At 51.4% G+C, this 25,124-nt stretch carries 30 protein-coding genes and 2 pseudogenes; 6 read left to right on the plus strand and 26 right to left on the minus strand.

Annotated elements, in window-relative coordinates; all coding sequences use genetic code 11:
- Positions 1 to 324: 324 nt before the first annotated feature.
- From ACO0U8_RS22900 to ACO0U8_RS23000, 21 genes and pseudogenes are all read right to left on the minus strand, one after another.
- Complete coding sequence (locus ACO0U8_RS22900) at positions 325 to 1,203, minus strand: hypothetical protein (protein ID WP_421671669.1); 879 nt, start codon at positions 1,201 to 1,203, stop codon at positions 325 to 327.
- A 947-nt stretch (positions 1,204 to 2,150) separates the two neighbouring features.
- Positions 2,151 to 3,215: a Replication protein gene (locus ACO0U8_RS22905; RefSeq protein ID WP_421671670.1), complete on the minus strand. Its 1,065-nt coding sequence runs from the start codon at positions 3,213 to 3,215 to the stop codon at positions 2,151 to 2,153.
- Between the two features lie 272 nt (positions 3,216 to 3,487).
- A complete protein-coding gene (gene repA, locus ACO0U8_RS22910) occupies positions 3,488 to 3,754 on the minus strand; it encodes a replication regulatory protein RepA (RefSeq protein WP_421671671.1) in 267 nt (88 codons plus the stop codon).
- 159 nt (positions 3,755 to 3,913) lie between these two features.
- Positions 3,914 to 4,450, minus strand: coding sequence for a phospholipase D family protein (locus ACO0U8_RS22915; RefSeq protein WP_421671672.1), 537 nt, complete (start codon positions 4,448 to 4,450; stop codon positions 3,914 to 3,916).
- Positions 4,450 to 4,719: a hypothetical protein gene (locus ACO0U8_RS22920; RefSeq protein ID WP_421671673.1), complete on the minus strand. Its 270-nt coding sequence runs from the start codon at positions 4,717 to 4,719 to the stop codon at positions 4,450 to 4,452. The genes ACO0U8_RS22915 and ACO0U8_RS22920 overlap by 1 nt, the downstream gene beginning before the upstream one ends.
- A gap of 60 nt (positions 4,720 to 4,779) precedes the next feature.
- Positions 4,780 to 5,574, minus strand: a complete 795-nt coding sequence (locus tag ACO0U8_RS22925) for a DsbA family protein (RefSeq protein ID WP_421671674.1) — start codon at positions 5,572 to 5,574, stop codon at positions 4,780 to 4,782.
- Positions 5,575 to 5,655: 81 nt separating this feature from the next.
- Complete coding sequence (locus ACO0U8_RS22930) at positions 5,656 to 7,650, minus strand: conjugative transfer relaxase/helicase TraI domain-containing protein (protein WP_421671675.1); 1,995 nt, start codon at positions 7,648 to 7,650, stop codon at positions 5,656 to 5,658.
- Positions 7,651 to 7,917: 267 nt separating this feature from the next.
- Positions 7,918 to 8,283, minus strand: coding sequence for a hypothetical protein (locus ACO0U8_RS22935; RefSeq protein WP_413536336.1), 366 nt, complete (start codon positions 8,281 to 8,283; stop codon positions 7,918 to 7,920).
- Entirely contained in the window at positions 8,280 to 8,654 is a 375-nt protein-coding gene (locus ACO0U8_RS22940) for a hypothetical protein (protein ID WP_421671676.1), read from the minus strand. Before ACO0U8_RS22940 ends, ACO0U8_RS22935 begins: the two co-directional genes overlap by 4 nt.
- 51 nt (positions 8,655 to 8,705) lie before the next feature.
- Positions 8,706 to 8,996 carry a hypothetical protein gene (locus ACO0U8_RS22945; protein ID WP_421671677.1) on the minus strand — a complete coding sequence of 97 codons (291 nt, stop codon included), beginning with the start codon at positions 8,994 to 8,996 and terminating at the stop codon, positions 8,706 to 8,708.
- A gap of 42 nt (positions 8,997 to 9,038) precedes the next feature.
- Positions 9,039 to 9,395 carry a hypothetical protein gene (locus ACO0U8_RS22950; protein WP_217202805.1) on the minus strand — a complete coding sequence of 119 codons (357 nt, stop codon included), beginning with the start codon at positions 9,393 to 9,395 and terminating at the stop codon, positions 9,039 to 9,041.
- A 47-nt stretch (positions 9,396 to 9,442) separates the two neighbouring features.
- Positions 9,443 to 9,817 (minus strand): hypothetical protein, encoded by a 375-nt coding sequence (locus tag ACO0U8_RS22955; protein ID WP_421671678.1) that lies wholly within the window; start codon positions 9,815 to 9,817, stop codon positions 9,443 to 9,445.
- 664 nt (positions 9,818 to 10,481) lie between these two features.
- Entirely contained in the window at positions 10,482 to 10,883 is a 402-nt protein-coding gene (locus ACO0U8_RS22960; RefSeq protein ID WP_421671679.1) for a type II TA system antitoxin MqsA family protein, read from the minus strand.
- A 1-nt stretch (position 10,884) separates the two neighbouring features.
- On the minus strand, positions 10,885 to 11,181 hold the full coding sequence (locus tag ACO0U8_RS22965; protein WP_112197315.1) for a type II toxin-antitoxin system MqsR family toxin: 297 nt from the start codon (positions 11,179 to 11,181) through the stop codon (positions 10,885 to 10,887).
- Between the two features lie 97 nt (positions 11,182 to 11,278).
- Complete coding sequence (locus ACO0U8_RS22970) at positions 11,279 to 11,725, minus strand: hypothetical protein (protein WP_421671724.1); 447 nt, start codon at positions 11,723 to 11,725, stop codon at positions 11,279 to 11,281.
- Positions 11,726 to 11,730: 5 nt separating this feature from the next.
- Positions 11,731 to 12,036, minus strand: a complete 306-nt coding sequence (locus ACO0U8_RS22975; RefSeq protein WP_421671680.1) for a hypothetical protein — start codon at positions 12,034 to 12,036, stop codon at positions 11,731 to 11,733.
- A 2-nt stretch (positions 12,037 to 12,038) separates the two neighbouring features.
- Positions 12,039 to 12,273 (minus strand): annotated as a pseudogene (locus ACO0U8_RS22980) (DUF905 family protein).
- Positions 12,274 to 13,103: 830 nt separating this feature from the next.
- Positions 13,104 to 13,304 carry a hypothetical protein gene (locus ACO0U8_RS22985; RefSeq protein ID WP_421671681.1) on the minus strand — a complete coding sequence of 67 codons (201 nt, stop codon included), beginning with the start codon at positions 13,302 to 13,304 and terminating at the stop codon, positions 13,104 to 13,106.
- A 41-nt stretch (positions 13,305 to 13,345) separates the two neighbouring features.
- Positions 13,346 to 13,846, minus strand: a complete 501-nt coding sequence (locus ACO0U8_RS22990; RefSeq protein WP_421671682.1) for an antirestriction protein ArdA — start codon at positions 13,844 to 13,846, stop codon at positions 13,346 to 13,348.
- Between the two features lie 407 nt (positions 13,847 to 14,253).
- The gene (locus ACO0U8_RS22995; RefSeq protein WP_421671683.1) at positions 14,254 to 14,724 is read right to left on the minus strand and encodes a hypothetical protein; all 471 of its coding nucleotides are present in this window, start codon (positions 14,722 to 14,724) and stop codon (positions 14,254 to 14,256) included.
- Between the two features lie 231 nt (positions 14,725 to 14,955).
- Complete coding sequence (locus tag ACO0U8_RS23000; protein ID WP_421671684.1) at positions 14,956 to 15,792, minus strand: MipA/OmpV family protein; 837 nt, start codon at positions 15,790 to 15,792, stop codon at positions 14,956 to 14,958.
- A 207-nt stretch (positions 15,793 to 15,999) separates the two neighbouring features.
- Between ACO0U8_RS23000 and ACO0U8_RS23005 the strand changes: the two genes are divergently transcribed.
- Genes ACO0U8_RS23005 through ACO0U8_RS23015 form a run of 3 tightly spaced genes read left to right on the plus strand, consistent with a single transcriptional unit; the run spans position 16,000 to position 18,553 of the window.
- Positions 16,000 to 16,677: a response regulator gene (locus ACO0U8_RS23005; RefSeq protein ID WP_421671685.1), complete on the plus strand. Its 678-nt coding sequence runs from the start codon at positions 16,000 to 16,002 to the stop codon at positions 16,675 to 16,677.
- A complete protein-coding gene (locus ACO0U8_RS23010) occupies positions 16,677 to 18,065 on the plus strand; it encodes a sensor histidine kinase (protein ID WP_421671686.1) in 1,389 nt (462 codons plus the stop codon). The genes ACO0U8_RS23005 and ACO0U8_RS23010 overlap by 1 nt, the downstream gene beginning before the upstream one ends.
- Positions 18,066 to 18,115: 50 nt before the next feature.
- Complete coding sequence (locus ACO0U8_RS23015) at positions 18,116 to 18,553, plus strand: hypothetical protein (protein WP_421671725.1); 438 nt, start codon at positions 18,116 to 18,118, stop codon at positions 18,551 to 18,553.
- A 254-nt stretch (positions 18,554 to 18,807) separates the two neighbouring features.
- Here ACO0U8_RS23015 and ACO0U8_RS23020 read toward each other — a convergent pair whose 3' ends face one another.
- On the minus strand, positions 18,808 to 19,725 hold the full coding sequence (locus tag ACO0U8_RS23020; RefSeq protein WP_421671687.1) for an AraC family transcriptional regulator: 918 nt from the start codon (positions 19,723 to 19,725) through the stop codon (positions 18,808 to 18,810).
- Between the two features lie 98 nt (positions 19,726 to 19,823).
- On the opposite strand from ACO0U8_RS23020, the gene ACO0U8_RS23025 reads away from it, so the two are divergent.
- Both ACO0U8_RS23025 and ACO0U8_RS23030 read left to right on the plus strand, forming a co-directional pair.
- Positions 19,824 to 20,891, plus strand: coding sequence for an aldo/keto reductase (locus ACO0U8_RS23025; protein ID WP_421671726.1), 1,068 nt, complete (start codon positions 19,824 to 19,826; stop codon positions 20,889 to 20,891).
- Between the two features lie 61 nt (positions 20,892 to 20,952).
- A complete protein-coding gene (locus ACO0U8_RS23030; protein WP_421671688.1) occupies positions 20,953 to 21,075 on the plus strand; it encodes a hypothetical protein in 123 nt (40 codons plus the stop codon).
- 31 nt (positions 21,076 to 21,106) lie between these two features.
- Here the strand turns inward: ACO0U8_RS23030 and ACO0U8_RS23035 are convergent, their stop codons facing one another.
- Together ACO0U8_RS23035 and ACO0U8_RS23040 are read right to left on the minus strand one after the other, a co-directional pair.
- Positions 21,107 to 21,544, minus strand: a complete 438-nt coding sequence (locus ACO0U8_RS23035) for a VOC family protein (RefSeq protein WP_015697722.1) — start codon at positions 21,542 to 21,544, stop codon at positions 21,107 to 21,109.
- Positions 21,545 to 21,740: 196 nt separating this feature from the next.
- Positions 21,741 to 22,160 (minus strand): bleomycin resistance protein, encoded by a 420-nt coding sequence (locus ACO0U8_RS23040; protein WP_421671689.1) that lies wholly within the window; start codon positions 22,158 to 22,160, stop codon positions 21,741 to 21,743.
- Positions 22,161 to 22,285: 125 nt separating this feature from the next.
- Between ACO0U8_RS23040 and ACO0U8_RS23045 the strand changes: the two are divergent.
- A pseudogene (locus ACO0U8_RS23045) lies at positions 22,286 to 22,408 on the plus strand (recombinase family protein); the annotation flags it as partial.
- Positions 22,409 to 22,745: 337 nt separating this feature from the next.
- On the opposite strand, the gene ACO0U8_RS23050 reads toward ACO0U8_RS23045, so the two are convergent.
- Both ACO0U8_RS23050 and ACO0U8_RS23055 read right to left on the minus strand, forming a co-directional pair.
- Positions 22,746 to 24,161: a surface lipoprotein assembly modifier gene (locus ACO0U8_RS23050; protein WP_421589683.1), complete on the minus strand. Its 1,416-nt coding sequence runs from the start codon at positions 24,159 to 24,161 to the stop codon at positions 22,746 to 22,748.
- A gap of 53 nt (positions 24,162 to 24,214) precedes the next feature.
- Positions 24,215 to 24,970: a Slam-dependent surface lipoprotein gene (locus ACO0U8_RS23055; protein ID WP_421671690.1), complete on the minus strand. Its 756-nt coding sequence runs from the start codon at positions 24,968 to 24,970 to the stop codon at positions 24,215 to 24,217.
- Positions 24,971 to 25,124: the final 154 nt, after the last annotated feature.

Here is a 25,124-nt window from a genome sequence, read left to right on the forward strand (position 1 = left end):
GAACCTGTGAAATTACCTTCCCCAGCGTGTTCTGTAATAAGCCCCTTTCAGCCTCATATCGGGTATGCCATTGCTCTTCATACTCCACAACAATGATCCTACGCATTTTTTACTCCGGTTAACTTCTATGAGGTTTTACTAAACCATCATTTATGTTGATAGCATGATTTGATGTCCGCTTCTGGCACAAAGCGGACCATCATACCTGCTTAAGTCTCTGGCTTAGCGTAGGATATTTTCCGTTTTCCAAGCTGCCCCCTAACACGGCAAGCAACTCAGTCGCTCAAGTCCACTGCAATAAGCTAGTTCTCATGGCATCGTTAATCAAGAATGCATTGTATTGTAGAAACTCTCGGCCTGCCGCCAAACCCGATGCAATTCTTCAGCGTGAGACGTGACCCAGGGTATAAAAATACTTCCATATGTGTTGTAAAATTCTTCGTTAATCTTAACAGCCACGAAATTGGGATCATCGAGATAAAGGCTTAAGGTCTGTAACTTATGAGTAAAACATACCTGAGGACTCAACCCTTTTCTGTAATAACAAAATATATCTCCTTCATTGTATTTCAAATCACTAAGTGAGTTAATCTTTTTAAGTAAGTCGTGAGATATTGAATATGAACCATAACGCGCCATTTCTGCTCTTCCGTGCTTTTCGAAATCATATGCATAATAATTTCCATCTTCTTCCATGAACTCAACCACCTTCATACGATAGTGCGGTAGAACTCCAGTATGCACATACCAGGTATCATGCATAAGATCAGGATGGGTACTCCAATATTCACGTTCTTGGGGGGTTAAAGTCTTATTACCTGCAAGAGCAGTTATCCCCAATCGCAAGGCATAATATTTTGGTTGCTTCAGAATGGTTAATAAATCTGTGTATTTATGAAATCCTGGCTGAGATTGAATCCATTTTGCATCAATAGTGATTCTTATAGCTCTTTTATTCTGTACGGGGGGTAAAATCTGGTCATTTGTGAAACCATTCATCTGCCGCCAGAATAATTCTTCATATTTGTTTAAAATTTCAGTACCGTTTGTAAGGCCATGCCCTAAAGGCGAGGGGGATGTTGTATACCAACTGTGCTTTCGTAAGATAGTATTATCAGAGAGTTGAAGATAACCTTCATTTATTCCATTTGACACATTGATCGCATGTAAACCAGGAACACTAGTGTAATGATACAATTCCATTTCAGGCCTCACTATTATTTTGTCGGTTATTGTATTGCTAATAAATCATTATCGACCATCTCAGGTTGGGCTTTATCTTTTTTATGCGCAAAGCGCATGAAGGCGACAGCTATTGTTACTTGGGGCTCTCTAGCTAGGGGTCGCCAGTGACGCGGCGCAGCCGCCCAGGTTTGATAGGTTCCACCGATGCCTACCCCTCGCCCTGCTAGACCATATCCATTATCAGCCATACAGAAATCAAAGTACGCTGTCGGAGTGGTCCTGGCGAAGCCAGGGCGTATCTCCGCGTTAGCGCCTTTGGCGCTTACGAGCGTGTACTTCAAAGTTAAAGTCACACCTCTCAAAGCGACACAGTTTTAATAGTTACAACATTCACTTCTAAAGCCACTCTGTTCCGGGCCTTTGGCCCGGGGCGGGGGCTTTTCAGGTGGGTGGAGGGGGTGCGAGCTGGCTCGGTGCTGGGGGTTAATGTGGTCAAGGTTTAATGAATGTTGTAACTAATGAAACAGGTGTTATGCCCCGGCTTGTCCGGGGAGTTACTTCTTCTTTGCCTTTGCCGATGATGCTATTGATCAGGCGTGGTTGCCCTGAGCATAGCGAAGGGACCTACTCCAGATGCCATGCCGTAGGCTGGCTCAGGAGTACTCTTTCTTTAGAAAGCTTGTTTTGTTCAGAAGTAACGTTCGAAATTAATGATATCTAAGGGGGGCTTTCGAAGTTAATTAAAAGCCCGATGCGACAAGATAATCCCTTCGAATTTAAACGATTATTTATTAATCATACGTTGGCTAGCGACGCGCGGAGATAACGCTTCGACCGTAGCCGGCGCGCATTTGGACTGGTAACAGACGTGGGGAAGCCTGCCAGGCATCCGGGACAGGAAAAAATGCCAGCATCAGGCCCGCGAGAATCGCAGGAAGGGGGAAGGTTTATTTAGATAGGTGTGGTTAAGACAAAGGAACGCCGGCGCGTTCAAGTAACATCTGATAGAAATTCTCGGCATTGGTGGCCAGCAACGTCGGAAACTCGACTTTGAGAGCGCTTTCCAGTGACATTTGCGCGACCATCGTCAGTTGGCCGGCGGCAGTATAGCGACGCCAGGCATTCTGGTAACGGCTTGTCTCTTTGGCCGGACGCAGCTGTCGCACTTTACGCGCCTGTTCGTCAAGAACGGCGCCAATATCCGCCTCAGTGCGCGCTTTTTCATCGCGCAGCTCCGGGCTGACAACCCAGCGTTTTATCTGTCTCAGCCGGTTTTTGAGTGAATGGTAGCGGTCAAGACTGATGCCCAGCCGTGCCATTTTCAGCAGGTGACGCTGGTATTTCTGCTGCATCGACTCCGCCAGTCCGCTGACTACCGCCCACCGGCGATATTTATGCAACCACTCCCGGATGCTTTCTACGGCGATGCCGCGTGAAGTAAAGCATTTGTCGGTGAGAAAAATACGCATGGGCTTGTTCTGGCCAGAATCGACGTCGCGGTCACGGTGTATCATCACGTAGTCCAGCTGTTCCATCACCCGCAGGGCATGGAGCAGAACGTCATAGGCTTTGCGACCGTTCTCATAAACGTGCAGCGCATTCATGCGGCGGGCAATCTCTTCCACTGGCAGCATCATTTCGAAAAGGTAATCGCTGTCCGGGCTGTAGTCACAATTTGCGGCCAGAACCAGGGACAGAGAAGTCAGCGCCTCACGGCTCTCAGAGCGTGGGGTAATACGCATGGGTTTAGGGGTAAAGGAAGGGTCAGACGCCCGGGAGTAAGGCGTGTAACCAGTACGGCGAAGCGCGATCAAATCGGCATTTCGACGCCAGTCATGCTGACGGAAGCAGGCCACCACTTTTGCAGCCATCCCGCGCGGTGTCTTGCCCGTGTAGACCGGCTGGTTGTTGCGGTGCGTCTTCGACTGGCCTTTGCGCAGGCGGTTAGCCTCACCCCGTCGCGAAGGACGATAGACACTGGCAGAAACACTGTTTGCTACTGGTGAGAATGGAAACAGTTGTTCAGACACGGCTCCCAACGCTTATGTTGCGCCGGAGGAGTTGACCTTTAAAAGACATAAATCTATACTCCCTGCATAGAGCAACAACTCTATACAGTTTTAGTGAGCCCCGGTTATCTTTCCTCGCCCGCCAAAGTGAAGAAGATATTCGGGGTTTTTGCTTTTCTGGGCCTGTAAAACCTTCTACACAGTACCCATTCCCTGCCACCTTACGGCGTGGCTCACCAAAATTCTCTAACTGATCAGCAATCTAACACCGGATCCCAAAACACTCAAGAAAGTTATTCCGTAACGTTTTCAGCTAACCGGCTGCTCGCGGCTTTGATTAATACTTCGAGCATCTCTGTTTGCGTAAGACCTTCTGCTTCGCATAAGCGTTGAAAGTCTTCTTTCAGCGCGCTCAGCACGTACACACGGATCTCTTTATGGGTGTCTTTTCTACGAGCAACCAGAGCCTGCTGTCTTTCTGACGGCGACAATGGATTGCCTTTCCTGTAAGGGCGTTTATTTTTCGATGAGGAAGAAGCTACATTTGTGGATTGTGACATTTTTGGCCTCCCCAAGGATCTGAATATATTGTTTGGGAAAGCCTACTATAGATTCATTAAATCAGCAGCATAAAAAGCATTCTCACTCCCGTTGGCGCGGGATAAGACGAAAATGCGAAAGAGGTAACATTCGCCATTCAGAGCGCCGGAGGCTCTCTGTCAGTACGATGACACCCAGTCTTTCCCTAACGCCCAGCGTGACTGCCAGTGAGTCAGATAGGTTTGTGCCAGGTCAGGTACATCGTGCAATACCAGAGCGTTCTCCGAATTCGAGCGAGCGGCAGACAGGGTATAGTTATATGATCCGGTTTCGACCGTCTGGCCATCAACGATAATCACCTTGTCATGCATGATTTTAAACTGGCTGACGGTACGCACCGGGATCCCCGCATTCACCAATAAATTCATCGCGGCCACACTGGCTTTCCCGCGATTGCCGCCCTCATCCAGTACCACCTGGACATCGACGCCCCGTTTCTTTGCTTCGACAATGGCCCCGGCAATGTCGGGCGAGGTAAACGAGTACCCCATCAGGCGAATGCTTTGCCGGGCATCATTCACCGTTTGCAGTACCAGCTGCTGCGCGCTGCCTTCCGGTGAGAATCCCACCTGTACCGACGGGGCCGCGCTGGCGGTGCAAACGCCCACATTCAATAATATGGCCAGTAAGGCCACCCGCAATCTGTTGTTCTTCATCAGTCTGTTTCCTCCTGGTAGGGCAATGCATAAATCCCTGATGACACACTGGCGGTCAGCAGGCAAAAGGAACCTTCGCCACAGGACGCGTCCCAGGTCAGGTTTTCCGGCACGCACTTAGTCAGACAGGTAATGGCCACCTTCAGTGCCTCGTGGTGCAATCCCGGATGGGTTCTGAAACACACCTGCTGATGCTCGATATCATCATCGCTGAACATAAAGCCATGCAGGTCAAAAAAGTGGATCGACAGTGCTTTTTCACCCTTCATCGTTTTTCTCCCGACACCGCGCAAAACCACCTCAAACCCGGTGGCCTGCACGACCTCGCCTTATTTCATCGCATTATCGATGGCCTGCTGCATCACCTGAGCGGACACGACGCCCGGAATGACCGTCGTGTTGTCAGCGGTCGCGTTCTCTGCCGGCATCACGATGATCCCCGGCGTCCCGGTTAATCCCAATAGCTCGGCCAGCGCACTGTTATCCGCGATCAGGGCATCTGCCGTTGCGCGGTTCGCGACGTCTTCTTCTCCTGCGCCCGCTGCCGTGGCCACTTTTTCGATATCGTCTGACGTCAGTTTCCCTTCGTTATGGCCGGTGCCGTAAATCCCGTTGTGGTAGGCCATATAGGCATCAGCCCCCTTCTGTTTCCAGATGGCCAGACCCCGGCGTGACGCCTGCGTAGACTCGGGGTAATGCCCAGCAAAAATCGTCCAGTCACGAAAAGCAAAGCGCACGCCTGGATTACTGGCCATGACCTGCTCCATTACCGGGGCCATCATGCTGCAGGCGATACATTCGTAATCAAAAAACTCCGTCACAATCACTTTCGAATTTTGAGGGCCTTTCACTGGTACGCCGTCGAGCTGCATCAGCAGCCGGTGTCCCTTCAGCACCGACTGTGCCATCAGCTGTGCCTTGATGGCTGCCTGCTGCGCCTGCAGCTTTTTGCTCACCTCGATGAGCACTTGCGGATGGGCCACCAGGTAATCGGCGGCAATCTCGCCGATGCGTGACTGCTGCGCCGGTGTGAATTCTTCAGGCTCTGCGGCGCCGGCGTGGAGTGAACCGAAAGTAAAACTCAGGGCGAGCGAAAGCGCAGCCGCGTTAAAACGGTTTGTCATGATGATGTCTCTCAAAGAAGGATCCCGGTGTCACCGGTGAATAAAAGGTTGTGCCGCTGCCAGGGTATGTTGCGGTGTTGATTAACGTTCTTTCTGAATATGTCGGACGGCTTCGTGGGTAATTTCTTCCCGCTCCGGTTCCCGGCCCCGGCTTTCGGGCGGTAACGTCAGTTGCCCCTGTTTTTCCAGTTCACGCGCCGCGCTGGCCAGCGCCCGCTCTGACAGGTCATTTTGTGGGTTTTTAGCGGTGCCGTGCGCTTTATCCTGCTCGGCCTGCACGTAGCGGAGTGCTTCTGCAGACACCAGTCTTCCCTGTGCGTTTTCAGCCGGCAATACTGCATTGGCAAACTGACCCGCCCCGGCAAGGGTGGCCAGCACGGCCCGAATGGCACCGTTGTTGTCCTGCCGGGCTTCGTTTTGGGCAAGCAGGCCGGATGCCTGACGGATAAGCGCGGCGTAGTCCGGCAGTTTCTCACCCGGTAGCACCGGTATTTCCTGCTGCATGTTCTGAACGACACGCTCTACCAATTGTGCTGACAAAGCTGGCACATCCTGCCCTTTAGTCTCGGGAAGCTGAATTTCAGACGGGGGATGCCGCGTCTCTTCAATAGCCCGGAGTGCCTGGCGAAGCAGGGCAGACTCATCCGCCGGCCGTTCTTCTGCCGGCAGATACCGCAGGATCTCCTGCAACTCAGACTGGACCAGCCTGAGCAACGTGGCATCCGGCCTGACTGTCCGGTCAGTCACCCCGCCCGCCACTTTCAGCAGCTGCGCGGACGGCATCTGCCGACCGGTGAGCAGCAATACGCCTGCCGCCGGGTTGCCTCGCACCGCCGCCAGCGCCTGCGTCATATCGCTGACTACAATCGTGTCACCGTTACGGCTTTTTTGTACCACCGCCGCCTGGGCGCCCTCGGTCGTCAGCTGGCGTACCGGCCCGGTCTGTATCTGGCCGGTGTCTGACTGAAGGGGAAACATCGTCAGACCCGCCGTTTTGCCGTTGCCGTCATAAACCGGTAACGCCAGATGCGGCATCGGATATTTCCTGGTCGGCGGAATAATCCGCGCCGTCACGGGGTTCTCTTTTAGGCCCTGTTCCCGCAGGTAGGTTCGCCCGATGGCCGTTTTGCCCACCGGCTGCCCCATCGCCCAGATACTCCGGGCCTGTGACCGCTCGGACTCGGGTGTCAGGGCGTCATGTGCAGTCGTCGGGCCGTTATCCTTTTGCCGCAGCGTATCCATCCAGTCACGCAGGCCGTCCGTGTAAATCTGCACATGGTCGCGGGCGCGGGAGGCGTTGATGTAAAAGGCCCGCATGCCGCTCATTCTCTTACGCGCACCGTCCGTCCCCTCCAGCGCAATCACATAGTCCGTACTGGCCCCCTGTGCGCCGTAGCCCGTCACCGCCCAGGCATAATCAATGTGCTGGTCTGCCAGCGTCCTGCCCGGCGTAATGACCTTTTCACCCCCGGCATTTTTGAGCACCACCTCGCCGTTGTCCCGCAGCGTTTCAATCCGGTACTGTTCATGAGCATCATGCCCCGCCTGCTTCTGCGTTTTGCTCATGCGCACGCTGTCACCTTCCCGCAGCTCAATCTCACGCCGTTCAAACACCTCAATCTCGGTCACATTCAGCTCCGCCGGGGAGTAATAGTGCATACGGTCATTCTCATCGCGCAAAAACACCCGATCCGTGCCCTTGTCCACACCCGTCACGCTCAGATAACGCTCGTTGGCCAGCACCACCTGCCCCGCCTTCCAGTCATTGATGCGGTTAAAATCGTGGCGCCCCCCGGTAATGCGATCCAGTATCGGGACGGTTATCGCCTTATCCCCCAACACTTTCTCATCCACCATTGCCTGATGAATGCCGGTGTTGATCGCCTGCCGGTCTTCATGCAGCTGTACCACAATCATGGTGCGCTCACGGGCGTCCGGCGTCCGGCTCATGTAGTCCCGGATAATGGCGGACACCGGCGAATCCGTTTCAATAACCGAGCCTGCAGGGGTTCCGCGAAGCTTACCGGCTTGCCGGTTAGCGAAGTCGGGCAGACGATTGACCAGCCTGCTGGTCATGAGCCGAAGGGGGCCATGTTCTGGCCGTGGTGATTTGTTGTGAAAAAGAAAGCCCGGCCATCGATGACCAGGAAGAGAAAGAAGAGTAAAAGCCCGGAGAGAAAGAGAAGGACTGGAAAGCAGAAGACACTCCCCCGGAACAGAACGGAGAGAAAGGGCGGCGCAGCCGCCCCGTCACTCTGCATTGGGCGGGCGACGCCCGCCGGGGCATTTGACAGGGCGGAACAAAAATCCAGGGGCAGAGCGTGATCCGCCCCGCCCCTCTCATCAGCACACCCTGATTTCGGGGTTATAAATGACTTTGTAATCGGTGTGTCTGTCGCCTTTATGGAAGACGTCCAGCCGGACAACATTGTTCGCCGCGTGGTTCATGACCATCACCTGTTCAACGGCAACATGCAGCACCTGCCCCTCAGTCAGCGGAAACCAAAGATTGGCATCAGCACCCGACAGCGTCGGATGTGAGACAAAATGAAAGCCGGTGCCGGTGTCAAGCTCGGCTACGATCAGCATAACGTGGGGACGCACGGACGTCCTACACTCGATATCGCAGAAGCTGTCAGTCATGGTGTGCCCCTTCATGGCTTGATGCGTATCGCCATACTCGCGCGCACAAACAGTATGTTTACTCATGATGTTTTACCCGTTTCACACACCGCCGCCATCAGGGAAAATTCACCGCCATCAATGCTCACCGCCAGATCGGCGACACGGGTAGTCAGCAGTTCCAGCATCTCAGGTTCAACGTTCAGAACTTCCAACATTGCCCCCTCAATGCCTGTCGCTTCATCCATTGCGACAAACAGCTCCCCGATATCATCCCAATGCTCGAGATCAAACCCTTCGGCATAGGCAATAGTGAGTTTTGCCCCCACGTAAGACGGTTTTTCAGCGGTCAGAAAAATGCCTTCCTCGCCGACCAACAACAACGCGCCGCCGTTCGTTTTCAGATCCATCATGACCGGCTTCAGCGTTTCCGCTCTGAACATCAGTTGCTTACTCATCCTATCCCCCAAAAAACCATTGAATTGCCGCCCCGCAGGGCGGCAAGGTCATCAGGCATAAGCCCGTTTCAGTTCCAGTGTGCGCAGCACTTGCCCGAGTTCACTGGCTCGCATTGCGGGCACCCTGACGGACTGGCGTTTGCGCTGACATTTTGCGATGTGACGCCCCAGGGCCTTAAACGGCACGGTGATGTCCTGACTTTTCAGCGGTTCGCGCACAAGGCGCGGGTGTTTTTTTGCCGTCTCAGACTTTACAAACGGCACTGACGATGCAATTATCTGTGCTTCAGTGTTCATGGCATGAACTCCAATCGAGTATTGATAGCCGGTCTGGCTTTCCAAGGGACAAACCGGCATGACAAGGCAGACGAAAGTCTGCTTTTTTCATTTCTGCACTACGGTTTCTTTGCTTAACACCTCCTTAATACGTCCCACAATGTCGGCATGGCTCAGGGTGCATTCATCGCATAGCTGGAAATAGCGGCCTTCAACTTTCGCGTAAATGTCCGTCACGCTGCCGCACATCATTTCGGCAAACTTGAATGATTCGCTGTCCCGCCCGCCCTGCCAGTCCATCGGCGGTAACGTCCCCAGCACGTCCATATATCTGTGCAGGTCGATTTCCACCGGCGGGGTCACATAGGATTTTGCGCGCGCCTCCCAGTAGGCGGCCTCCGCGCCTGCGTTCCATTCGAACCGGTTTTTACTCGCTTCGCCGGTGGTAATATCAGGTGTGTACATGGTGTCTCTCCTCGGTGTTGACGGCGGGACAATCCCGCCGCCGTCTGTTATTCCTGCTCTGCCGCAATCTCTGCCATCACTTCACGGTAAGCCGTCTGTATACGCTCCACTTCTGCCCACGTAAACGTGATGCCTCTGAGCCCTATCGCGCCGATAAAGACATCACGATCTCTCAACGGCAATTGAGAGAGATGTTCCAATAAACTGCGGATTAGGAGGGATTCGAAAATTTCCCAATGCAGCCCACAACCTGCCTGTGCTTTCCTTTCGAGCGAAGAAATCACCACGTCGGCGCGGATCACATCGAAGGGATGCGCTGACGAAATATCAGTGAAAAAGCCGTCCATGCGCAGCGTCGTGGTTTTCGCCCCCCATCTTTCGGAAGATTCAGGAGCGGCGGTCTTGACGTTTTGTGTGTGCATTCTTCAGGTCCCCTTCAGGTTAAATGTCATCTCTCGGTGAGTTCTTTCGCGGCAAAGGGCGAAGTAGCGACGACGCATGGGGGAACGCAAGGGCGCCGCAGGCGTGCATTTCACCCTTGCGTTAACCTGGGCGGCGGTGCTACACCCAGCCCTCCGCGTAAGGGCTTGCCGCGAGAGGGATAACCGCACCCGGCAGAATGCACACACCCGACGGCGAGGAACGAGGCGGCGACCTTAGCGGCCGGTTTACCGGCCAGTGTCCGTGCGGCGGCGCAGCCGCCTGCGGGGGTTGACCCTTGCCGTTGCCATCGGACCGTATCCGACAGGCCGGAAACCCGCAGGGGTTCCGCGAAGCTTACCGGCTTGCCGGTTAGCGAAGTCGGGCAGACGATTGACCAGCCTGCTGGTCATGAGCCGAAGGGGGCCATGTTCTGTCCGTGGTGGTTTGTGGGAATGAGAAATCACCGGCCATCAATGACCAGGAGGAGGAAGACGAGTAAAAGCCCGGAGAGGAAGAGACGGAAAGGAATGAGAGAGACAAGCCCCCGACACATACCGGAGAAGAGGGGCGGCGCAGCCGCCCCCTGTCTCAGGGACTGGCGGGCATAGCCCGTTGGGTGTGTTTTAAGCGCGGCAAAAGTCAGGGAGCAAACCCCCTGCCCACTTATGCCTGTTTGCGCACTTCATCCAGTAACTCGGGATGGTGATCGAGTACGCGCAGGAGTTTGATGATCGAAGGGTGTGGCTGTGCCTTACCCTTTTCATAACGCGAAAAGGCATTCACGCCCCCGCCAAAAATCTCGCTGGCCTCTTTCTGCGTGAGTTCAAGTTTTTTACGCACCTGAATGATGTACTCAGGTTCGATGGTTTCCGCGATGACTTTGGCCTTAAATGACTTCACCTTTGCCATGTAGGCCATCGACTGCTCACGATCCATCACGACTTCACCACACGCCGGACAGTAGTCACCTTCTGCCTCGATAACTGTTTTACGGCCACGGAATGAGTAAGGGACTTTTTTGATACCAAACTCAAGTTCTGCACCGCCACAAACGGAACATTTCATATTACTTCTCCTTGAATGAGACGATCAAAACACCGTTACTGACCGTTAGTTTTAGATATACGTCACCACACGACAACTTCGGGCGGTATACGTCCTGCCAGACAGTATGATCATTATAGGTGGTCATACTTTTAAAAAAATCAGCTGCCGTTAATCCCAGGATCGCGCTGCACATATCATCAAATGTCAGCCCTAAATCATCCGCGCCGTTGAGCGCCGTATTGGTGGCTTTCACCTTCCCTGCTGCAACAAGTCCCTGAACGATATGAAGGCGCGTATGTGGAGTTTTCTTTTCCATGTTCACTCGGATTATTGGTTTTTGAGACGTAATTATAACCTCAAAGGTTAATTTAGACCACAAATATAACCTTTAAGGTTAGTTTTAGATGACGCTATTACCAGCGTTGTTCGACATGGTTCGCCTTCATGGAATTTATACGCCGCACGGCTAACAAAGCCATCATCTCGCATTCTGCAAGTGATTCGGCATCATGCAGTGGCTGCACGCCCGCAAAATCTGACGACTCGGCAACGCGGGAATACAGCGAAAATGCATGCACACGGTCAGGTTCTGATACGCTGTCTTCAAACGTGAATGTTTCTACATACTCGCCGTCATCGTAGATGGGGACGATTTGCAGCTCGATGGCGTGAATATGGTCATTCCCTAACGCCCCGCCTGTCTGGCAGTTCCAGCCAACAGCAGGATCGGCGGCCAAATCATCGATAACCTCCTGTAAAAATGGCAATTCCTCAACGGTTTTAAGCAGGTTTTGCAGGTACTGTTCCGCATGGTTGCTGTAATACGCCACGTCCACGACGCCAATAGGTTCAACATTCATCGCGTTCACTGTCCGGCCTCCGGTAACAACATGCGGTCGAGGACATAGGTAAAATGGTCAAAATAATCACAGGCCATCACCGGTCGTCCGTTAACAAACCAGACCAGAATCCACGAAAGAGATTCTTCGCACCTGTACATCTCGGCCTGTGCGCCCGCCGGTGAAAGTCTCGGCTCGAATTTTTGTAAGAATGCCCCGTAGCAGAGGATGTAATTAGCCAGATCGCCAAGCTGCGCGGGAGTAAAGGTTGCGGCCCCCGCAGCGGGGGCCTTAGCGCTGATATTTTTGTCAGAATTTACCGGTGTATTCATGATTAATTCCCCGCCGTCTGGTTTTTCACGCCGTAGTTTTTGATATAACGGTTAAGCCAAAATCCTGCACCGGCCTCGAAATTCCACCCACGCCACACCATCCTTACGCACGACGAGACGAAATGCCTTCCCGTTATCGTCTTCAATCGCCACGTTGCTGTACTGAGACGCGACGGCGGTTGCCTGTTCGCGGGTAAACTCACCCTCCTCCGGTAATACACATTCCTGATCGCACATAAGCCTTTCCTTTTCGTTTGGGTTACACACATCACCCGTTGAGTTTCTCTTGTCGCAGTTTTGACGTTTGCGGGAACCTGCCGTTTGGGCCCTTCTGGTATGCCATCACCCGTTTGAGACCCCTCGCCGCAAGGGCGTAAACGACACTGGCTGACGAAGATGACCAGGGCGAGCGGATAATTTTTGGAGGACTAACGTAGTGGCCGAGAAGAATTCTCAGTGAGTGTATTTACCCTGGACAGCGAGGAGGACTGTGTCGGTATCAGCCCAGGCGAAGGGACTTAAACGGAAAGAGGGTGCCGGAGTCCCAATGAGCGGGGATCCGCCGCAACGCCGGAGCGCGACAGCGAAACGGGGGTGCGCCGAAAAGTGCCGGCGGAACTCTCGCCGGTACGGTTAGCGCGCTGGCGTGAGCCAGCTGCAGGTGTTGACGTGCTCCATCAGATACTAGCCGTCAGGCCCGAAACCGCCCAGCGGGTTCGGCGGAGACGGGCCGGTGCGCAGCAGCTGCCGGGCGGAGTGTGGCTCGACGATTGACCAGCCCGCTGGTCATGAGCCGAAGGTGGCCGGGGTAGGATTTTGAATCATGTCTTTCATCCGCATCGAGGAAATCGGAAAACGAAAAACAAGCACCGAAACCGCATGCAAGATATTGGCGTTCACTGAATGATTTGACCAGCCGACGGCAGGACTTTGTTTTTCTGCCAATCGATTATAGCGATAGCGGAGACGCGCGGCGCCGAAGGCGCAGAGCGGTCTGCTATCGCCAGGCGAAGCCTGAAAGGGGTTTTCGCGCGATAACAGGCGGCTCCCCGCCCGTTTCTTACCTCTTACTTATCGAGTTTTTTGATCCCAGCCTGCTGAATAAAGGCACCGCCGAGATAGACCGCGTTCTGACATTTCAGATAAAAACAAATATCGTCCAGAATCTGTGTCGTATTGAGCGAAGACAATCCGGCTTCGCTGCGGCTCGCGTTAATCAACAATTTATAGTGCTGCAGCGTTTCACGTGTTTCAGATGTCAGTTTCATTTTTTATCCTTACGGCAGGGTTCCCCCTGCCGGTGAGTGTGTCATTCAGAAAATACGTAGCCGTTCACTAAAACCAGCCCGTTCATGAACATGTCGCGCCCAAAAGCTTCATAATCGAAATAGCTCAGCAGTGAATCCGGCATATCATTGAGTAAACCCGTTTCATCGGCATAATTGCGCGCGTAGTCTTCCTCACTTTCAGCCTCACCCTGATACGCTTCCTGAAACGCGTCATAATCACAGGCGTTAAAATATTCCGCCCATTCCACAAATGCCTCCCCCTGCCCCTCCTCCTTCGCCTGCCGGTAGGCATCTATAAACGCCCAGTTCACATGACTTTCGGACGCCAGTCCGGACGGGATCCCTTCCCAGTCCTGAAACATCAGCTCCGGGTCTTCTTCATCGGCGTGCAGCTCGCTGCATGCCGCCAAAAAGTCTTGCTCGTCATAAAACTCGGTCAGATCGAACCATTTGCCGGCGATGCTGCCGCAGTTGTATTTGTGGTACGTACCGACGTACACGGCTGGGGTGGTGGTGCTCATGTGCCTTTCTCCGCTGGTTGTGGGATCACAGTTCGGGCTTACGCCGTGCCGACACGACAGACGGGCGGAAAGCGGAGGATGCAGGGGCGCTACCGGAGGCCGCAGCGCAAACGAAGGAAGGAGGCTGGCTGGACGGCGGGCGAGTGAATATTGAACGAGCACGCGACGGGAAGACCGCCGAGTGTATGAGTGCGAACGGGTGAGGAAGCGGCGAAGCGAACCCTTGCAGCCGCAGCGGCCCGTCTACAGTGAAGGCACGGCGTTAGCCGTCGCAGCACGGGGCTGCCAGATACCGTTTTTTAGTGGGTTACAGACCTACAAGGGCTGTAACCCTGAAAAAGCGGAGTTACACGACATCCTTATCTGTAACGCCAAAACTCCCCCGCCGTCGCCGGTGGGGAAGCGCTTTATTCTTTGGCCAGCTCGGCGGCGTAACGGAGAGAATCCCAGTTGTAGCCAATATTGGCATCGTGATGTTCGGTGGCAATCTCCATTGCCCGGCGAATTTCCTCGGGCGTTAGCGTTTCATCCACCTCAAGAAAGTCTTCATCAAGCCAGAATGTCCCGCAACAGAGCGTATCCGCGGGGTACGCCGACAGCCTGGACATAAAGGCTTCGACCATTACCTCCCGATGACTGTAGTTGTTCACCGCCGGCGTGAAAATTTCGCCCACCACGTCATTCCAGCTCCAATCCTGCTGATCTGGACAGGGACAGGTGACATCCTGGACGCTGATGCCCGGCACCTTTTGCAATGCCGTCGCGATCTCATCCAGGGTAATGCGATCACCGCTATCATCTTCACTGCCCAGATAGTAGCCATCCATGTACAACGCCATCTCGCCGTTATCGAGAACCACTTTTGTGAGTTTGTGCATCAGAATGTCTCCGCTTCAACGGCACCATTGCCGTGCCGCCATTAAAGACCGGCGGAAAGCGGAAGATGCAGAAGCGGAACGCAAGACGTTAATGGGCTGAATGCACCGTTAACGTTGAGAATGGGCGAGTATCCGACAACGCGCCCCCTTACGTCCTTTGTGAGTACCGACCCCTCATCTGTATCGGGGCGGATCGAGTGTGTATTTATTGACAGTGCCATCGGACAACTTTCAGAAGCTATATGTCAATTTCAAGCTTCCATTGGGCGATGCTTTCCTTTGCACAATCGGGCTGTGACGTGCATCACCAGCCAACTGTGTAAAGCCTGTTGCAGCCACGACACTCCAGTCTTGGTTGAACTTGTGCGTCCAGTCCATATTCATTGAATAGGCATAAATCCCGGAACCCGCATCATATTGAGTAAACCCCGATGCGGCTGACTGTGATGAACTAACCCCGTAGTAAGTTTGCATGTAATTGCCTGTTCCCCAACTGCTGGTTAGCGCCATCGTCACGGTATTTTCCGATGAGCTATAAAGCGGGCTGATAATGCCGAAATGCAGAGCCGCGCCATTGTCCCGCTGAGAAAACGGCACCTCAGCCTGCAATTGCAAATGAAGCCAGTCGGTTAACTTATACCCCAGTCCCAATGTCCCCATAGCCGAGCCTTTGACATCTCCCATGCCCCGCAAGTCGTCACTGCCATCGCTCAGTGAGTCGCTGTCCACGTCATGATCCTTACGGCCTGCGCGATAGCTCAGCGCTGTACTGTAATCCAGCTTGCCGGTGCTGTTGCCGTAACCGACACCCCGCGTGGTACTCACGAAGAACCCATTATGCATCGAGTAATCAAGCACCAGGGCTGTCGTGACGCGGTTTTCATCCGAACCAGAATAAAGTGGCGTAACATCCACGCCTCCTCCCAACGTTAAGGCGTTACTCTGTTGTGGTTCTGCCGCAAGTGTTGGGGTGGCCAGTAACGCCAGCAGCGCGCCCGGCAGCATTTTTTTCAGGGTGCGTCCTGAGAGTGAATAGGGGAACTTATGACGCAGTTCAAAGTTGCTCATTAAAGAAGTCCTTATGGATTCAAATGATTACGATACAAGCGGGTTTTAAAACGCCAGAACGCTCAGTTTGAATACGCCCCCTAAAGTTCTCATGAGCTAAAAATGAAGAAATACTTAAGCACGTACCGGTGACACAAACCTGATAAATTTCCTGATACCGTTTTTTTCTTCAGACGTTCTTCATTCAATGTTGATAACGTAACTATTGTGAAAATTCTCCTGATCGAAGACGACCTGGATCTCGGCAACGGCGTACGTATTGCCCTTGCAGATCAAGGATTAGATGTCATATGGGTTCGCCGCAAAGTGGATGCGCTGCATCAACTCGATGACTGCGTGCCGGAACTTGTGTTGCTCGACCTCGGACTGCCCGATGGCGATGGCATGAGCCTGATGGCGTACTTACGCCAGCAGATCAAGGGGATCCCCGTCATCATTCTGACCGCGCGAGGTACTCTGCAGGATCGCCTGTGCGGGCTGGATGCCGGTGCGGACGACTATCTCGTCAAACCTTTTATTCTTGCCGAGTTATTGGCTAGGGTGAGAGCCCTTGCGCGACGCAGTTACGGTTTTGAGAATGAGGTGATAGAAATTCGTGGGTTATCTCTCCACGTGCCGACTCGTCGCGTGACAATGAGCGCGCGGAATGTTGAGTTGACGGCAAGTGAATACGCTCTGCTTGAAACTTTAATGATGCGCACTGATCGCGTGCTTACACGGAGGTTTCTGGAAGAAAGGATATTCGGCGCAAAAGAAAATATGAGCAATGCACTCGATGTGCATATGGGTAATTTACGTCGCAAAATTGGCGACGGTTATGTACGAACTGTGAGGGGCGTAGGGTATGTCATTGATACCGTACCGATTCAGAAAAGGGCTGGTTGATGCGAAATTTTTGGCGCCACCTGAGAACTCCAACGCTCGTACGGCGAATTATGATCGCCCAGATGCTACTGCTTACACTGCTTTGGTGTCTTTTTCTGACCTACATTTTGTGGGAGAACTTGCGTAGCCCCCCGATGCTAACGGGCAGCAATACCTACGAAACCATTCTTACATTGGTTGATCGTATGGATGATCGCCCGCTGGATCGCAACGCTGTGCTGGAAAAGTTCAGCACAGCGTTGCGGGAAGGTTATGGCGGAGGTGAAGATCCGAAACTGTCAATCAGCCTAATCGTTCGGAAGAATAAAGAGATAATTTATTCATCTGATGGCGCTCCGGCAGGGGTGACAAACACCCTGTATGGGAAAATTCAGAGCATTCAGAGTGAAGGTCGCATCTGGACTAGCCGTACTCTCAAGTCCGGGAGGTCCGATGCGGAGGTAACACTTGTCACGCCTGCCGGAGGCTGGAACTTTTTTATATACCTTAACTCGCGTGGATACTACATATTGCCGCTGCTGGTGTGCATTCCTTTTCTTTTGTTTCCCGCGTGGCTGTCAATCCGTATTGCAATGCGACCCTGGAACAAGGTGATAAATGAAATTTCCTTACGAACTTCAGAAGATCTCTCTCCCTTAAAAGAAGTGCCAAAGCACATGGAGCTTCGCCAAATGGTGGACGCTACTAATCTATTTCTTGCCAGGGTGCAAGAGAGTTCTGATAGGGAACGGGTTTTCATTGCAGATGCCGCTCACGAACTGCGTACCCCCCTGGCTGCGATGCGAATCAATGTGGAGGCGTTGCAGTCCTATGTAAGCAGTAATAATCAACAGGAGTTGCTGGCAGGGATTATTCGCAGCAATAGCCGTGCAGCGCGTCTTGTCAATCAGTTGCTACTGATGATGCACAGCGAAGTGCGTATTGACACTGTTATGGAGCCTGTGCCGCTGACAACGCTCATACAAGAGCGAATGGCTGCACTGGCACCGCTGGCGGCTGAGCGCAGGATTGAGCTCGAATTCTACTCTGATGATGAAGTCTGGATCACAGGCGTCAGGGAACGCCTGATGTCGCTGATTGATAATTTAATTGAAAATGCCGTGAAGTACAGCCCTGAGGGCGGACGGGTTGAGGTAGATGTACGATCACTTGATAAATCTGCTCAGCTACGTGTTTCAGATGCAGGGCCCGGCATTCCATTTGAATTGAGGGAGCGCGTGTTCGATAGGTTTTTTCGCGATCCCAATCAGATACAAAGCGGGAGTGGGTTGGGACTTGCCATAGTCAAAGCGGTTGCGCAGCAACACAACAGCAGCATATGCCTGAGTACGTCTGCAGAAGGTGGGCTCATGGTTACTGTTGACTTTCCAAACCACAAGTCCGCCTGAAAGGAAACATGATTTTGATACCAGCCCAGCAGAGGGCCTCTGTCAGAACAATGGAGTTGAAATTGAAATATTTGACGCTGTCTACACTATTATTTTCTATCTCAATCAGCGGGTGCGCCATAACCGTCAGCGAATTAAAAAGCAGTCAATCATCCTATGACGGCAGCGTCACGAGCAAGACGGAGCCCTCCGATACCTATCGAACCTTAAGACACATGGCAAGGCAGTGCCTGGAATATGAGGCATATTCAGGAAATCCGGTCATCGTATTAAGCGAGTTTGACGGTGAGCGCAATGAAGGTGAGATCAATCAAAAGCTCCTTGCGCAGGGACTGTTGATTAACAACACGCTAATTGAAATAGAAAGACATGATGGGGACAAAGCACAGGTCAGCCTATACACAACCAAGAACATCTTGAGTGTGGGCATCAGGTCGCCAAATATAAGTGATATCAAGCGCTGGGCTGACGGCGATAGAGCTTGCTAGAACTACACTCTCGTCAATACCGTGAAGCATCTCAGGCCATATGACTTAATCCCCCGTTGATTTACACACCGCGATTTAAGTAATGCCGTCATCAGTAATGAGAACAACTGCGAACGTCTGCTGTTCGCTCTTTGCGGACGCTGGCCAGCGCCTGTCTGCTTTGTGCCAGAAGCGGACGTTGTATCTTTGCACGCTGCGATAACTTTTTGATAATTTTGCCAACGCATTAAAAAGACAATTATCAGAGTGGCCTCTTAAGTGTTCTTATGCAGATTGCGGTAGCCTCCTGGCGTTCTTCCGGTATGACGTTTGAATGCCAGCGAAAAAGAGGGAACAGATTTATATCCGGTTAATCTTGCTATCTCACTAATACTTAAGTGATGTTTCCTGAGTTCAGCGCATGCCAGCTCCATTCGCCATGACGTCAGATAATTCCCGGGCGTTGAACCGGTAAGCTGGTGAAACCGACTAGCGAACGCACTGCGGGACATGGCTGATTTAGCAGACAGACTTGCCAGCGTCCAGTCTGCAGATGGAGAAGAATGTATCAGTGACAGTGCGGTTCCTATTTTCCTGTCACCGAGCGCTTTCAGCCAGGATGTCCCTTTCTGATTACCCTCTAAGTATTCCCTCAGCATCTGCACCAGAACAAGTATTGCCATGCTACTGGCCACAATGTCGTGTCCGGGACGAAGCGCTGATGTTTCATGCGAAAGCAAAGTGATAAGGGCGGTGAGTGCAGGAGAAGAACTTTCCTCTCGTCGTGAAACCAGAACCGGAGGCAGATGTTTTAAAAGCAGCGGGCTGGAAGCCTCCTCAAATACGAATCTCCCCCCAATCCCCTCACTGATAAGTTCTCCCTGGCCGTAGCGGACCACGCCATCCGCTTCACGGTGAGAAGAGAATATCTGCCGTCCGTCACTCACCATCAATGCCGGACTTGAGCCACAGCAGTAAGCGTCACCCGAGGTCAGAAGATAGAAGTCCCCTTTTTCAAGCAGCAGAGGCTGCATTCCGCCCATCCAGAGCCAGAAGTTCCCCTCAAGCACAGTGCCGAACTTAATGTGTTTATAAGAGGGAAACCGCATTGCCCAGGGGCCACGTGCTTCCATACGGGCCGTAAGAATGGCCTCTACCTTCAGGAGTGAAAGAATATCAGACAGCGGATCCATAACATCCTGGACGAATGAATAATAAAAAAGGGATTTCTATAATAAAAGAAAGCTTTTATCTGCGTCATTATCATTTGGAGCTTAACGGAGAAAACCAAATGAAATACGCAGAACTGGGTAAAACAGGGGTTTATGTTTCACGCATTTGTCTCGGGACGATGACATTTGGCGGGGCGGATAATGCCACCGGTAATGCCATCGGCCGTCTGACGGGCAAAGAGGCGGATATTATCGTTGGTGAGGCGCTGGACGCCGGCATCAATTTTATTGATACCGCCGATGTCTATGGTTCGGGGGGCTCTGAAAGCGTGCTGGGCGAAGTGCTGGCGCAGCGCCGCGGTCAGGTTTTCCTTGCAACAAAAGCGCACAGCAGAATGAATGCGGGCCCAAACGATGCAGGCCAGTCGCGCTATCACTTGATGCAGGCGCTTGAAGCCAGCCTGCGGCGGCTTAAAACCGATCACATTGACTTATATCAGGTTCACAACTTTGATGCTGCAACGCCGCCTGAAGAGGTTTTACGGACACTGGATGATATGGTGCGACAGGGTAAGGTCAGGTATATCGGCTGTTCGAATTATGCGGGCTGGCAGCTTGCCAAAGCCCTGGGTGTCTCGGCTGAACATAAGCTTGAGAAATTTGTCAGCGTACAGTCTTTTTATTCGCTGGCCTGCCGCGACATTGAGCATGAACTCCTGCCGGCAATCAAGGACAGCCACAGCGGACTTCTGTGCTGGAGTCCACTGGCAGGCGGGCTGCTTTCAGGCAAGTTTGATCGCAGCGGCAATCATGACGCTTCGGGCAGGCGCGCGAAGATCGAATTTCCACCCGTCGACAAGAACCAGGCATGGGATATCGTGGATGTGCTCAGAGCAGTTTCTGAAAAACACAACACCACACCAGCCTGCATTGCGCTCGCCTGGCTGCTTTCGTCACCGCAGGTGACCAGCGTTATAGCGGGCGTGCGTAATGTGGAGCAACTCAGGGGCAACCTCTGCGCACTGTCTGTTGAGCTCAGTGAAGAAGAAAAAGGGATGCTCGATGAGGTCAGTCATCCAGGGATCCGTTATCCGGGCTGGATACAGTCATATAATGCCGCGATTCGTTTCCCTGCGGGCTTTACCGATACCGGACCCAGTTGGGTGCTGGGCGAGTCACCCGTCTGAAATCAAATATATATGGGATGTCCGGTTCGTATTTAGGCCGAAAAGGGCTGGTACAAAATAAATGCCAGTAGAAGCTGAATATCTCAGTGTCAAAGATCCGCTGCTCGCTCGAAGCAGCCTGATGGGCTTCACCTACAGCAGTTTGGTGCCAAAAGCGGACTTTGCAAACATCTCTGTGTTTTAATTAGAGGATAACAGGTCATGATATGTGGGCCTCATTGACTGCGTTCCATCAATTCAAGCGTCTGACCATCAGGGCTTTGTAAATATATTACTCTGGTTCCCTGCATGGGGCCTGACAATACTGTCTGAGGTTTACCCGGCGTCTTCCAGCCGTAGTCCGATACTTTGCCCAAGAGCGTATCAAGATCTTCTACATTAAAAGCAAGGTGAGCGTAGCCTGGGATATAGGGCGCTGAAGGTTCTTCTGGCTGCTCAATGTTATTGTATTGTAGTAATTCAATTCGAATATCAGCCAGTTCAAGCAAAGCCATTCGTACATCAGCTCCCCTTGCACCTGTTACCTCATCGATTATAGGTCCGGACATTTTTCCTTCACGTAATAATTTACCTCCAAGAATCTGAGTCCAAAAAAATAATGAGTCTTCAATGTTTTTAACTGAAAAACCAACGTGATTAACACTTAAGATCATGCAATTACCTGCTGAGTTTTGAAAGTTCATCATCTAACTATATAGAAAGCCTGCTTTATTTCTACACGATAAATGCGCGACCGTTTTACAAGCCTGCATCTTTTATCGATAAATTGCGAATGTCCGCTTTTCGCTCTCAGCAGACCTTCAGCTTTACGTGTTTGTATGCTGTGTGCCAACAGCAGACATTGGCACTTCATTCAATGTACTGGCTGAAGCGTAAGAGGTAGCCATCTGGATCCTGTACGAGAAACTCCCTTTGGCAGGCCGTCGTTTCTCCGGTGTTGTAGTGATTGCCGCGTAGCTCCCTGTACAACTTGAAGCCATTAGCTTGGACACGAGCTAGCACCGACTCGATATCTTCTACTTCTATCTGAAAATTAATGCCGCGACCCAGCGGTCTGACGAGTTCAGCCGTATTCCATCCTTCCGGATTATATTTCTCCAGCATCAGTTGCGCTTCGCCGAGACTGACGTAGGCAAAATCGGGCTCATTACGCCTTATCATGATGTTGAAACCAAGCACGTCAACATAGAAGTGCAGGGAGACAGAAAAATCCATTACTGTCAGTTCGGGAACCATGCGATTCCAGTAGGGTGCTTTCAGCTCAGTCATTGCTCAACTCCATTTTTAACTGACGTAGCATATATCAGATGGCTTGAAGAAGATTGAAGTCCATGAAATGAACGACTCAATTGTCAGACGAATTGTGTTGATGTCAGCTGTTCGCTCAAAGCTACCTAGCTCTCGGAGTGGTTGATCTTACAAGTGCTACGGGGAGAATGATCATGCAGATTATTTCTGCTGTGGCTGAACTTGATCAGGATCTGTTGCTCGAGCAAGACTTTCCGACAAACTATTGAAGCAATTTTTTCAATTTAACAAAGATGTTAATACTTTCGATTTATACATCTCCCTACAGAATTCAAACCTTACTAAGATAAATGCAACTAGCTATGTTTATCTTTGATGTATACCAAAAAACTTTTATTAATAAATGAATTCTTAAGGAATTACAAAAAAATGCCTGAGAAGCTATGCTGGATGGCTTAAATGATGATTTAAAAATCTTCTTTAATTTTATTTTTTGAAGTTTTGTAGTAGAATGTGGCCGCACCTATTATGAAAATGCAATGCATTTATCAACTTAGAGTCCGGCCCCATTACTGTATTAATTCCAGACTCAACAATTTTATGTCACTAAAAAATTTTATCAACCGACAAAGTAATGTTACGCTGATCGTATGCGTAGAAATCGATGTTACTGTTCACCCGTTTATAAGTGAAATTAAGCTTCGGCATCATGCCAAAAACCGACAAATCACGTTGCCATAGAGAAAGATTATAAAACTGCTCGTTGTCCTTGCGACGGGTGCCGAATATCTCACTGTTAGCCTGATACTCACGTTTTGCAAATGCGGTGGATGCCGCAAAAGACAGTTTCCAGGATAAATCCATCTGTACTCCTCCACGCACGGCACTTCTGTGGTTTGTTTCACTTTTAGAGGTTGTTTGCTGATCCTGAAAATCGACCCCCACGTAGGCCGACAGGACGTTGCTGAAAGCGTGAGACAACGTCGTAGACGAATAACTCGTACGACCTCGCAAAAAATGGTACTTATCTGCGTCGTAATTTAATTTCTGATATTCAAACGCCTGGCTTATCTGCCAGGCCGGTGAAATAAGGTAACTATATTCGGTTCTTAAACCCGGACCAGAAGAAAAGGTTTCCGTGCTATACCATCTTTTTTCATAAAAAGGCAGTAAAGAAAATTGGTGGCGATAATTTCTCCATTGATATCCAGCATATATACGGCTGGTAACATCATCAAAATTATGATTACTCCAATAACTTTTTCCATTGACAGCACCCATAAATCGCAGGCTATGCTGGTTATATATTGGTACGTCTTTTTGTAATACTCCGTTAAACCAGAGACCTTCACCGCGCTGGGGAAAGCTGTCTTTATTACGTAAAAATAAGCGGTCACCGACGCGGATAGTTTTACCTGAAGAAGCATTGTTGACGTTGCTTTCATTGAGATAGCTGAAACTCAAGCTCCCTGTGACGTCATGACCCTGCTGAACACGTTCAATATAATAGGCAATAATTTCGCGAATATTTTCAGGCGGACTACCTTGAAGAACACGGCGGAAGTGATATTCCGAAATATCATATTGATGATTTTCATACATAGTCACCGCCATGTCGAGTCGTACGGCGTCAAGCTCTGGATGTTCGCTCAAAATGGCGCGATAATGCGTGATTGCTAGTTCATAATTACCCTTGCTGCGTGCCAGTCCGGCCTTTGCAAAGCGTATCAGCGTGTTATCTGCATTAGTCGTAGTTTCATACACTGGCAGAATGGCTTCCACTATTAGCCAGTCACCATCACGAACCGCCTGATTGAGAAAAACCTTTCCCAGCTCAGGTTGTTTAGCCAGTTGAGCATTGTTCACCGCTATGACCTTTCCAGCGGAATGATTGGAGTTTTTCTGCTGGGTCAGACGGTCAAAATGTGGTGCTGCGGGGATGACATCAATTTCGGGAGGAATGGCGAGGGCAGCACTGAACGGAAATAACAGGCTGACTGCCCCCATACGCAGGACATTCATAAGGATCCATATCATAATAAGCCCCCGGACAGCCGGGCTGACCGGGAGTGAATTTACTGACGCGTTGCGCCAAATGCTACATTCTTAGTGGTATCAGTAAAGCTGGCAAGACCGCCCAACTCCTCTGCAGCTGGACCGTTGAAATGTCCAGTGAAATTACCTTCCTGCCCACCTGACTGTGCGTTACCAGTAAACCCACCGTTGGCGATCGTACCCTGCATAGTAACGGCACTGCCGAAGGACTCACCCGCGGCGATGTCGCCACTGATAGTTTTTGCACCAAAATCTACGTTAAATGTTGCGTCGCTGAGCGTGCTTTCGCGAATACCGCTTCCCGCATAAGTTGCTGAACCCTGAGTAGGCACATTCGCTGCCAGCGTCCCTGCACCGGTGTAGAACACGTCGTGTTTGCCGGTTTTGAAGTCAGTCCAAGTACCAAAATCGGTATAGCTCATACTGCCGCAACACCAGGAGGTCGCTGAATGGGGGGTACCATCTCCATTAACTAATGATTCTGTATGCACATTCCTGACGATAATGCCTGGAGTGCGCAAGGTGTATTCTCGCCCCTGGGGCGTAGTGTAGCTGTAACTGTTTATTACACCATCCGTCGCCATCATCTCAGGTGCGTTCGCCGGTGGAGGTGTGGGATCGGTATTATTCTCAGTCGAACCATTATCGGTTTGCACCGGAGGGGGCGTTGTCGCAGGGGGCTGGCCGCCACCGCCACCGCCACCGCCACCGCCACCGCCACCGCAGGCTGTTAAGATACAAACCGAGAGAAACAGGACTGGTTTTAAGGCGTTCATAAGAGGAGCATCCTTTCGTTAGGAAATATATTGCATTAATTAACAATATAAATTTACACGAAATATACCTTAAAAATGACCTGTCATACTTGAGGATTTCCCAAGACTCTATTTTTAGGAATTATCTTAATGCACTTCAATGTGTAACATCATT

Source organism: Rahnella sp. EDr1-12 (assembly GCF_049206505.1).
GTDB lineage: Bacteria > Pseudomonadota > Gammaproteobacteria > Enterobacterales > Enterobacteriaceae > Rahnella > Rahnella rivi.

Bases quoted from the DNA above. Each gene is read 5' to 3' on its own strand.
- ACO0U8_RS23015 (WP_421671725.1), top strand. From the start codon at position 18,116: ATGGAGTTGAAATTGAAATATTTGACGCTGTCTACACTATTATTTTCT.
- ACO0U8_RS23050 (WP_421589683.1), bottom strand. From the start codon at position 24,161: ATGAATGTCCTGCGTATGGGGGCAGTCAGCCTGTTATTTCCGTTCAGT.
- ACO0U8_RS23055 (WP_421671690.1), bottom strand. From the start codon at position 24,970: ATGAACGCCTTAAAACCAGTCCTGTTTCTCTCGGTTTGTATCTTAACA.
- repA (WP_421671671.1), bottom strand. From the start codon at position 3,754: ATGTCACAATCCACAAATGTAGCTTCTTCCTCATCGAAAAATAAACGC.
- ACO0U8_RS22985 (WP_421671681.1), bottom strand. From the start codon at position 13,304: ATGAAACTGACATCTGAAACACGTGAAACGCTGCAGCACTATAAATTG.
- ACO0U8_RS22960 (WP_421671679.1), bottom strand. From the start codon at position 10,883: ATGAAATGTTCCGTTTGTGGCGGTGCAGAACTTGAGTTTGGTATCAAA.
- ACO0U8_RS22970 (WP_421671724.1), bottom strand. From the start codon at position 11,725: ATGAATGTTGAACCTATTGGCGTCGTGGACGTGGCGTATTACAGCAAC.
- ACO0U8_RS22925 (WP_421671674.1), bottom strand. From the start codon at position 5,574: ATGACAAACCGTTTTAACGCGGCTGCGCTTTCGCTCGCCCTGAGTTTT.
- ACO0U8_RS22965 (WP_112197315.1), bottom strand. From the start codon at position 11,181: ATGGAAAAGAAAACTCCACATACGCGCCTTCATATCGTTCAGGGACTT.
- ACO0U8_RS22915 (WP_421671672.1), bottom strand. From the start codon at position 4,450: ATGAAGAACAACAGATTGCGGGTGGCCTTACTGGCCATATTATTGAAT.
- ACO0U8_RS23030 (WP_421671688.1), top strand. From the start codon at position 20,953: ATGCCAGTAGAAGCTGAATATCTCAGTGTCAAAGATCCGCTGCTCGCT.
- ACO0U8_RS23010 (WP_421671686.1), top strand. From the start codon at position 16,677: ATGCGAAATTTTTGGCGCCACCTGAGAACTCCAACGCTCGTACGGCGA.
- ACO0U8_RS22935 (WP_413536336.1), bottom strand. From the start codon at position 8,283: ATGAGTAAACATACTGTTTGTGCGCGCGAGTATGGCGATACGCATCAA.
- ACO0U8_RS23025 (WP_421671726.1), top strand. From the start codon at position 19,824: ATGAAATACGCAGAACTGGGTAAAACAGGGGTTTATGTTTCACGCATT.
- ACO0U8_RS22955 (WP_421671678.1), bottom strand. From the start codon at position 9,817: ATGCACACACAAAACGTCAAGACCGCCGCTCCTGAATCTTCCGAAAGA.
- ACO0U8_RS22940 (WP_421671676.1), bottom strand. From the start codon at position 8,654: ATGAGTAAGCAACTGATGTTCAGAGCGGAAACGCTGAAGCCGGTCATG.
- ACO0U8_RS22920 (WP_421671673.1), bottom strand. From the start codon at position 4,719: ATGAAGGGTGAAAAAGCACTGTCGATCCACTTTTTTGACCTGCATGGC.
- ACO0U8_RS23040 (WP_421671689.1), bottom strand. From the start codon at position 22,160: ATGACTGAGCTGAAAGCACCCTACTGGAATCGCATGGTTCCCGAACTG.
- ACO0U8_RS22950 (WP_217202805.1), bottom strand. From the start codon at position 9,395: ATGTACACACCTGATATTACCACCGGCGAAGCGAGTAAAAACCGGTTC.
- ACO0U8_RS23000 (WP_421671684.1), bottom strand. From the start codon at position 15,792: ATGAGCAACTTTGAACTGCGTCATAAGTTCCCCTATTCACTCTCAGGA.
- ACO0U8_RS23035 (WP_015697722.1), bottom strand. From the start codon at position 21,544: ATGATCTTAAGTGTTAATCACGTTGGTTTTTCAGTTAAAAACATTGAA.
- ACO0U8_RS22900 (WP_421671669.1), bottom strand. From the start codon at position 1,203: ATGGAATTGTATCATTACACTAGTGTTCCTGGTTTACATGCGATCAAT.
- ACO0U8_RS22995 (WP_421671683.1), bottom strand. From the start codon at position 14,724: ATGCACAAACTCACAAAAGTGGTTCTCGATAACGGCGAGATGGCGTTG.
- ACO0U8_RS22990 (WP_421671682.1), bottom strand. From the start codon at position 13,846: ATGAGCACCACCACCCCAGCCGTGTACGTCGGTACGTACCACAAATAC.
- ACO0U8_RS23020 (WP_421671687.1), bottom strand. From the start codon at position 19,725: ATGGATCCGCTGTCTGATATTCTTTCACTCCTGAAGGTAGAGGCCATT.
- ACO0U8_RS22930 (WP_421671675.1), bottom strand. From the start codon at position 7,650: ATGACCAGCAGGCTGGTCAATCGTCTGCCCGACTTCGCTAACCGGCAA.
- ACO0U8_RS22975 (WP_421671680.1), bottom strand. From the start codon at position 12,036: ATGAATACACCGGTAAATTCTGACAAAAATATCAGCGCTAAGGCCCCC.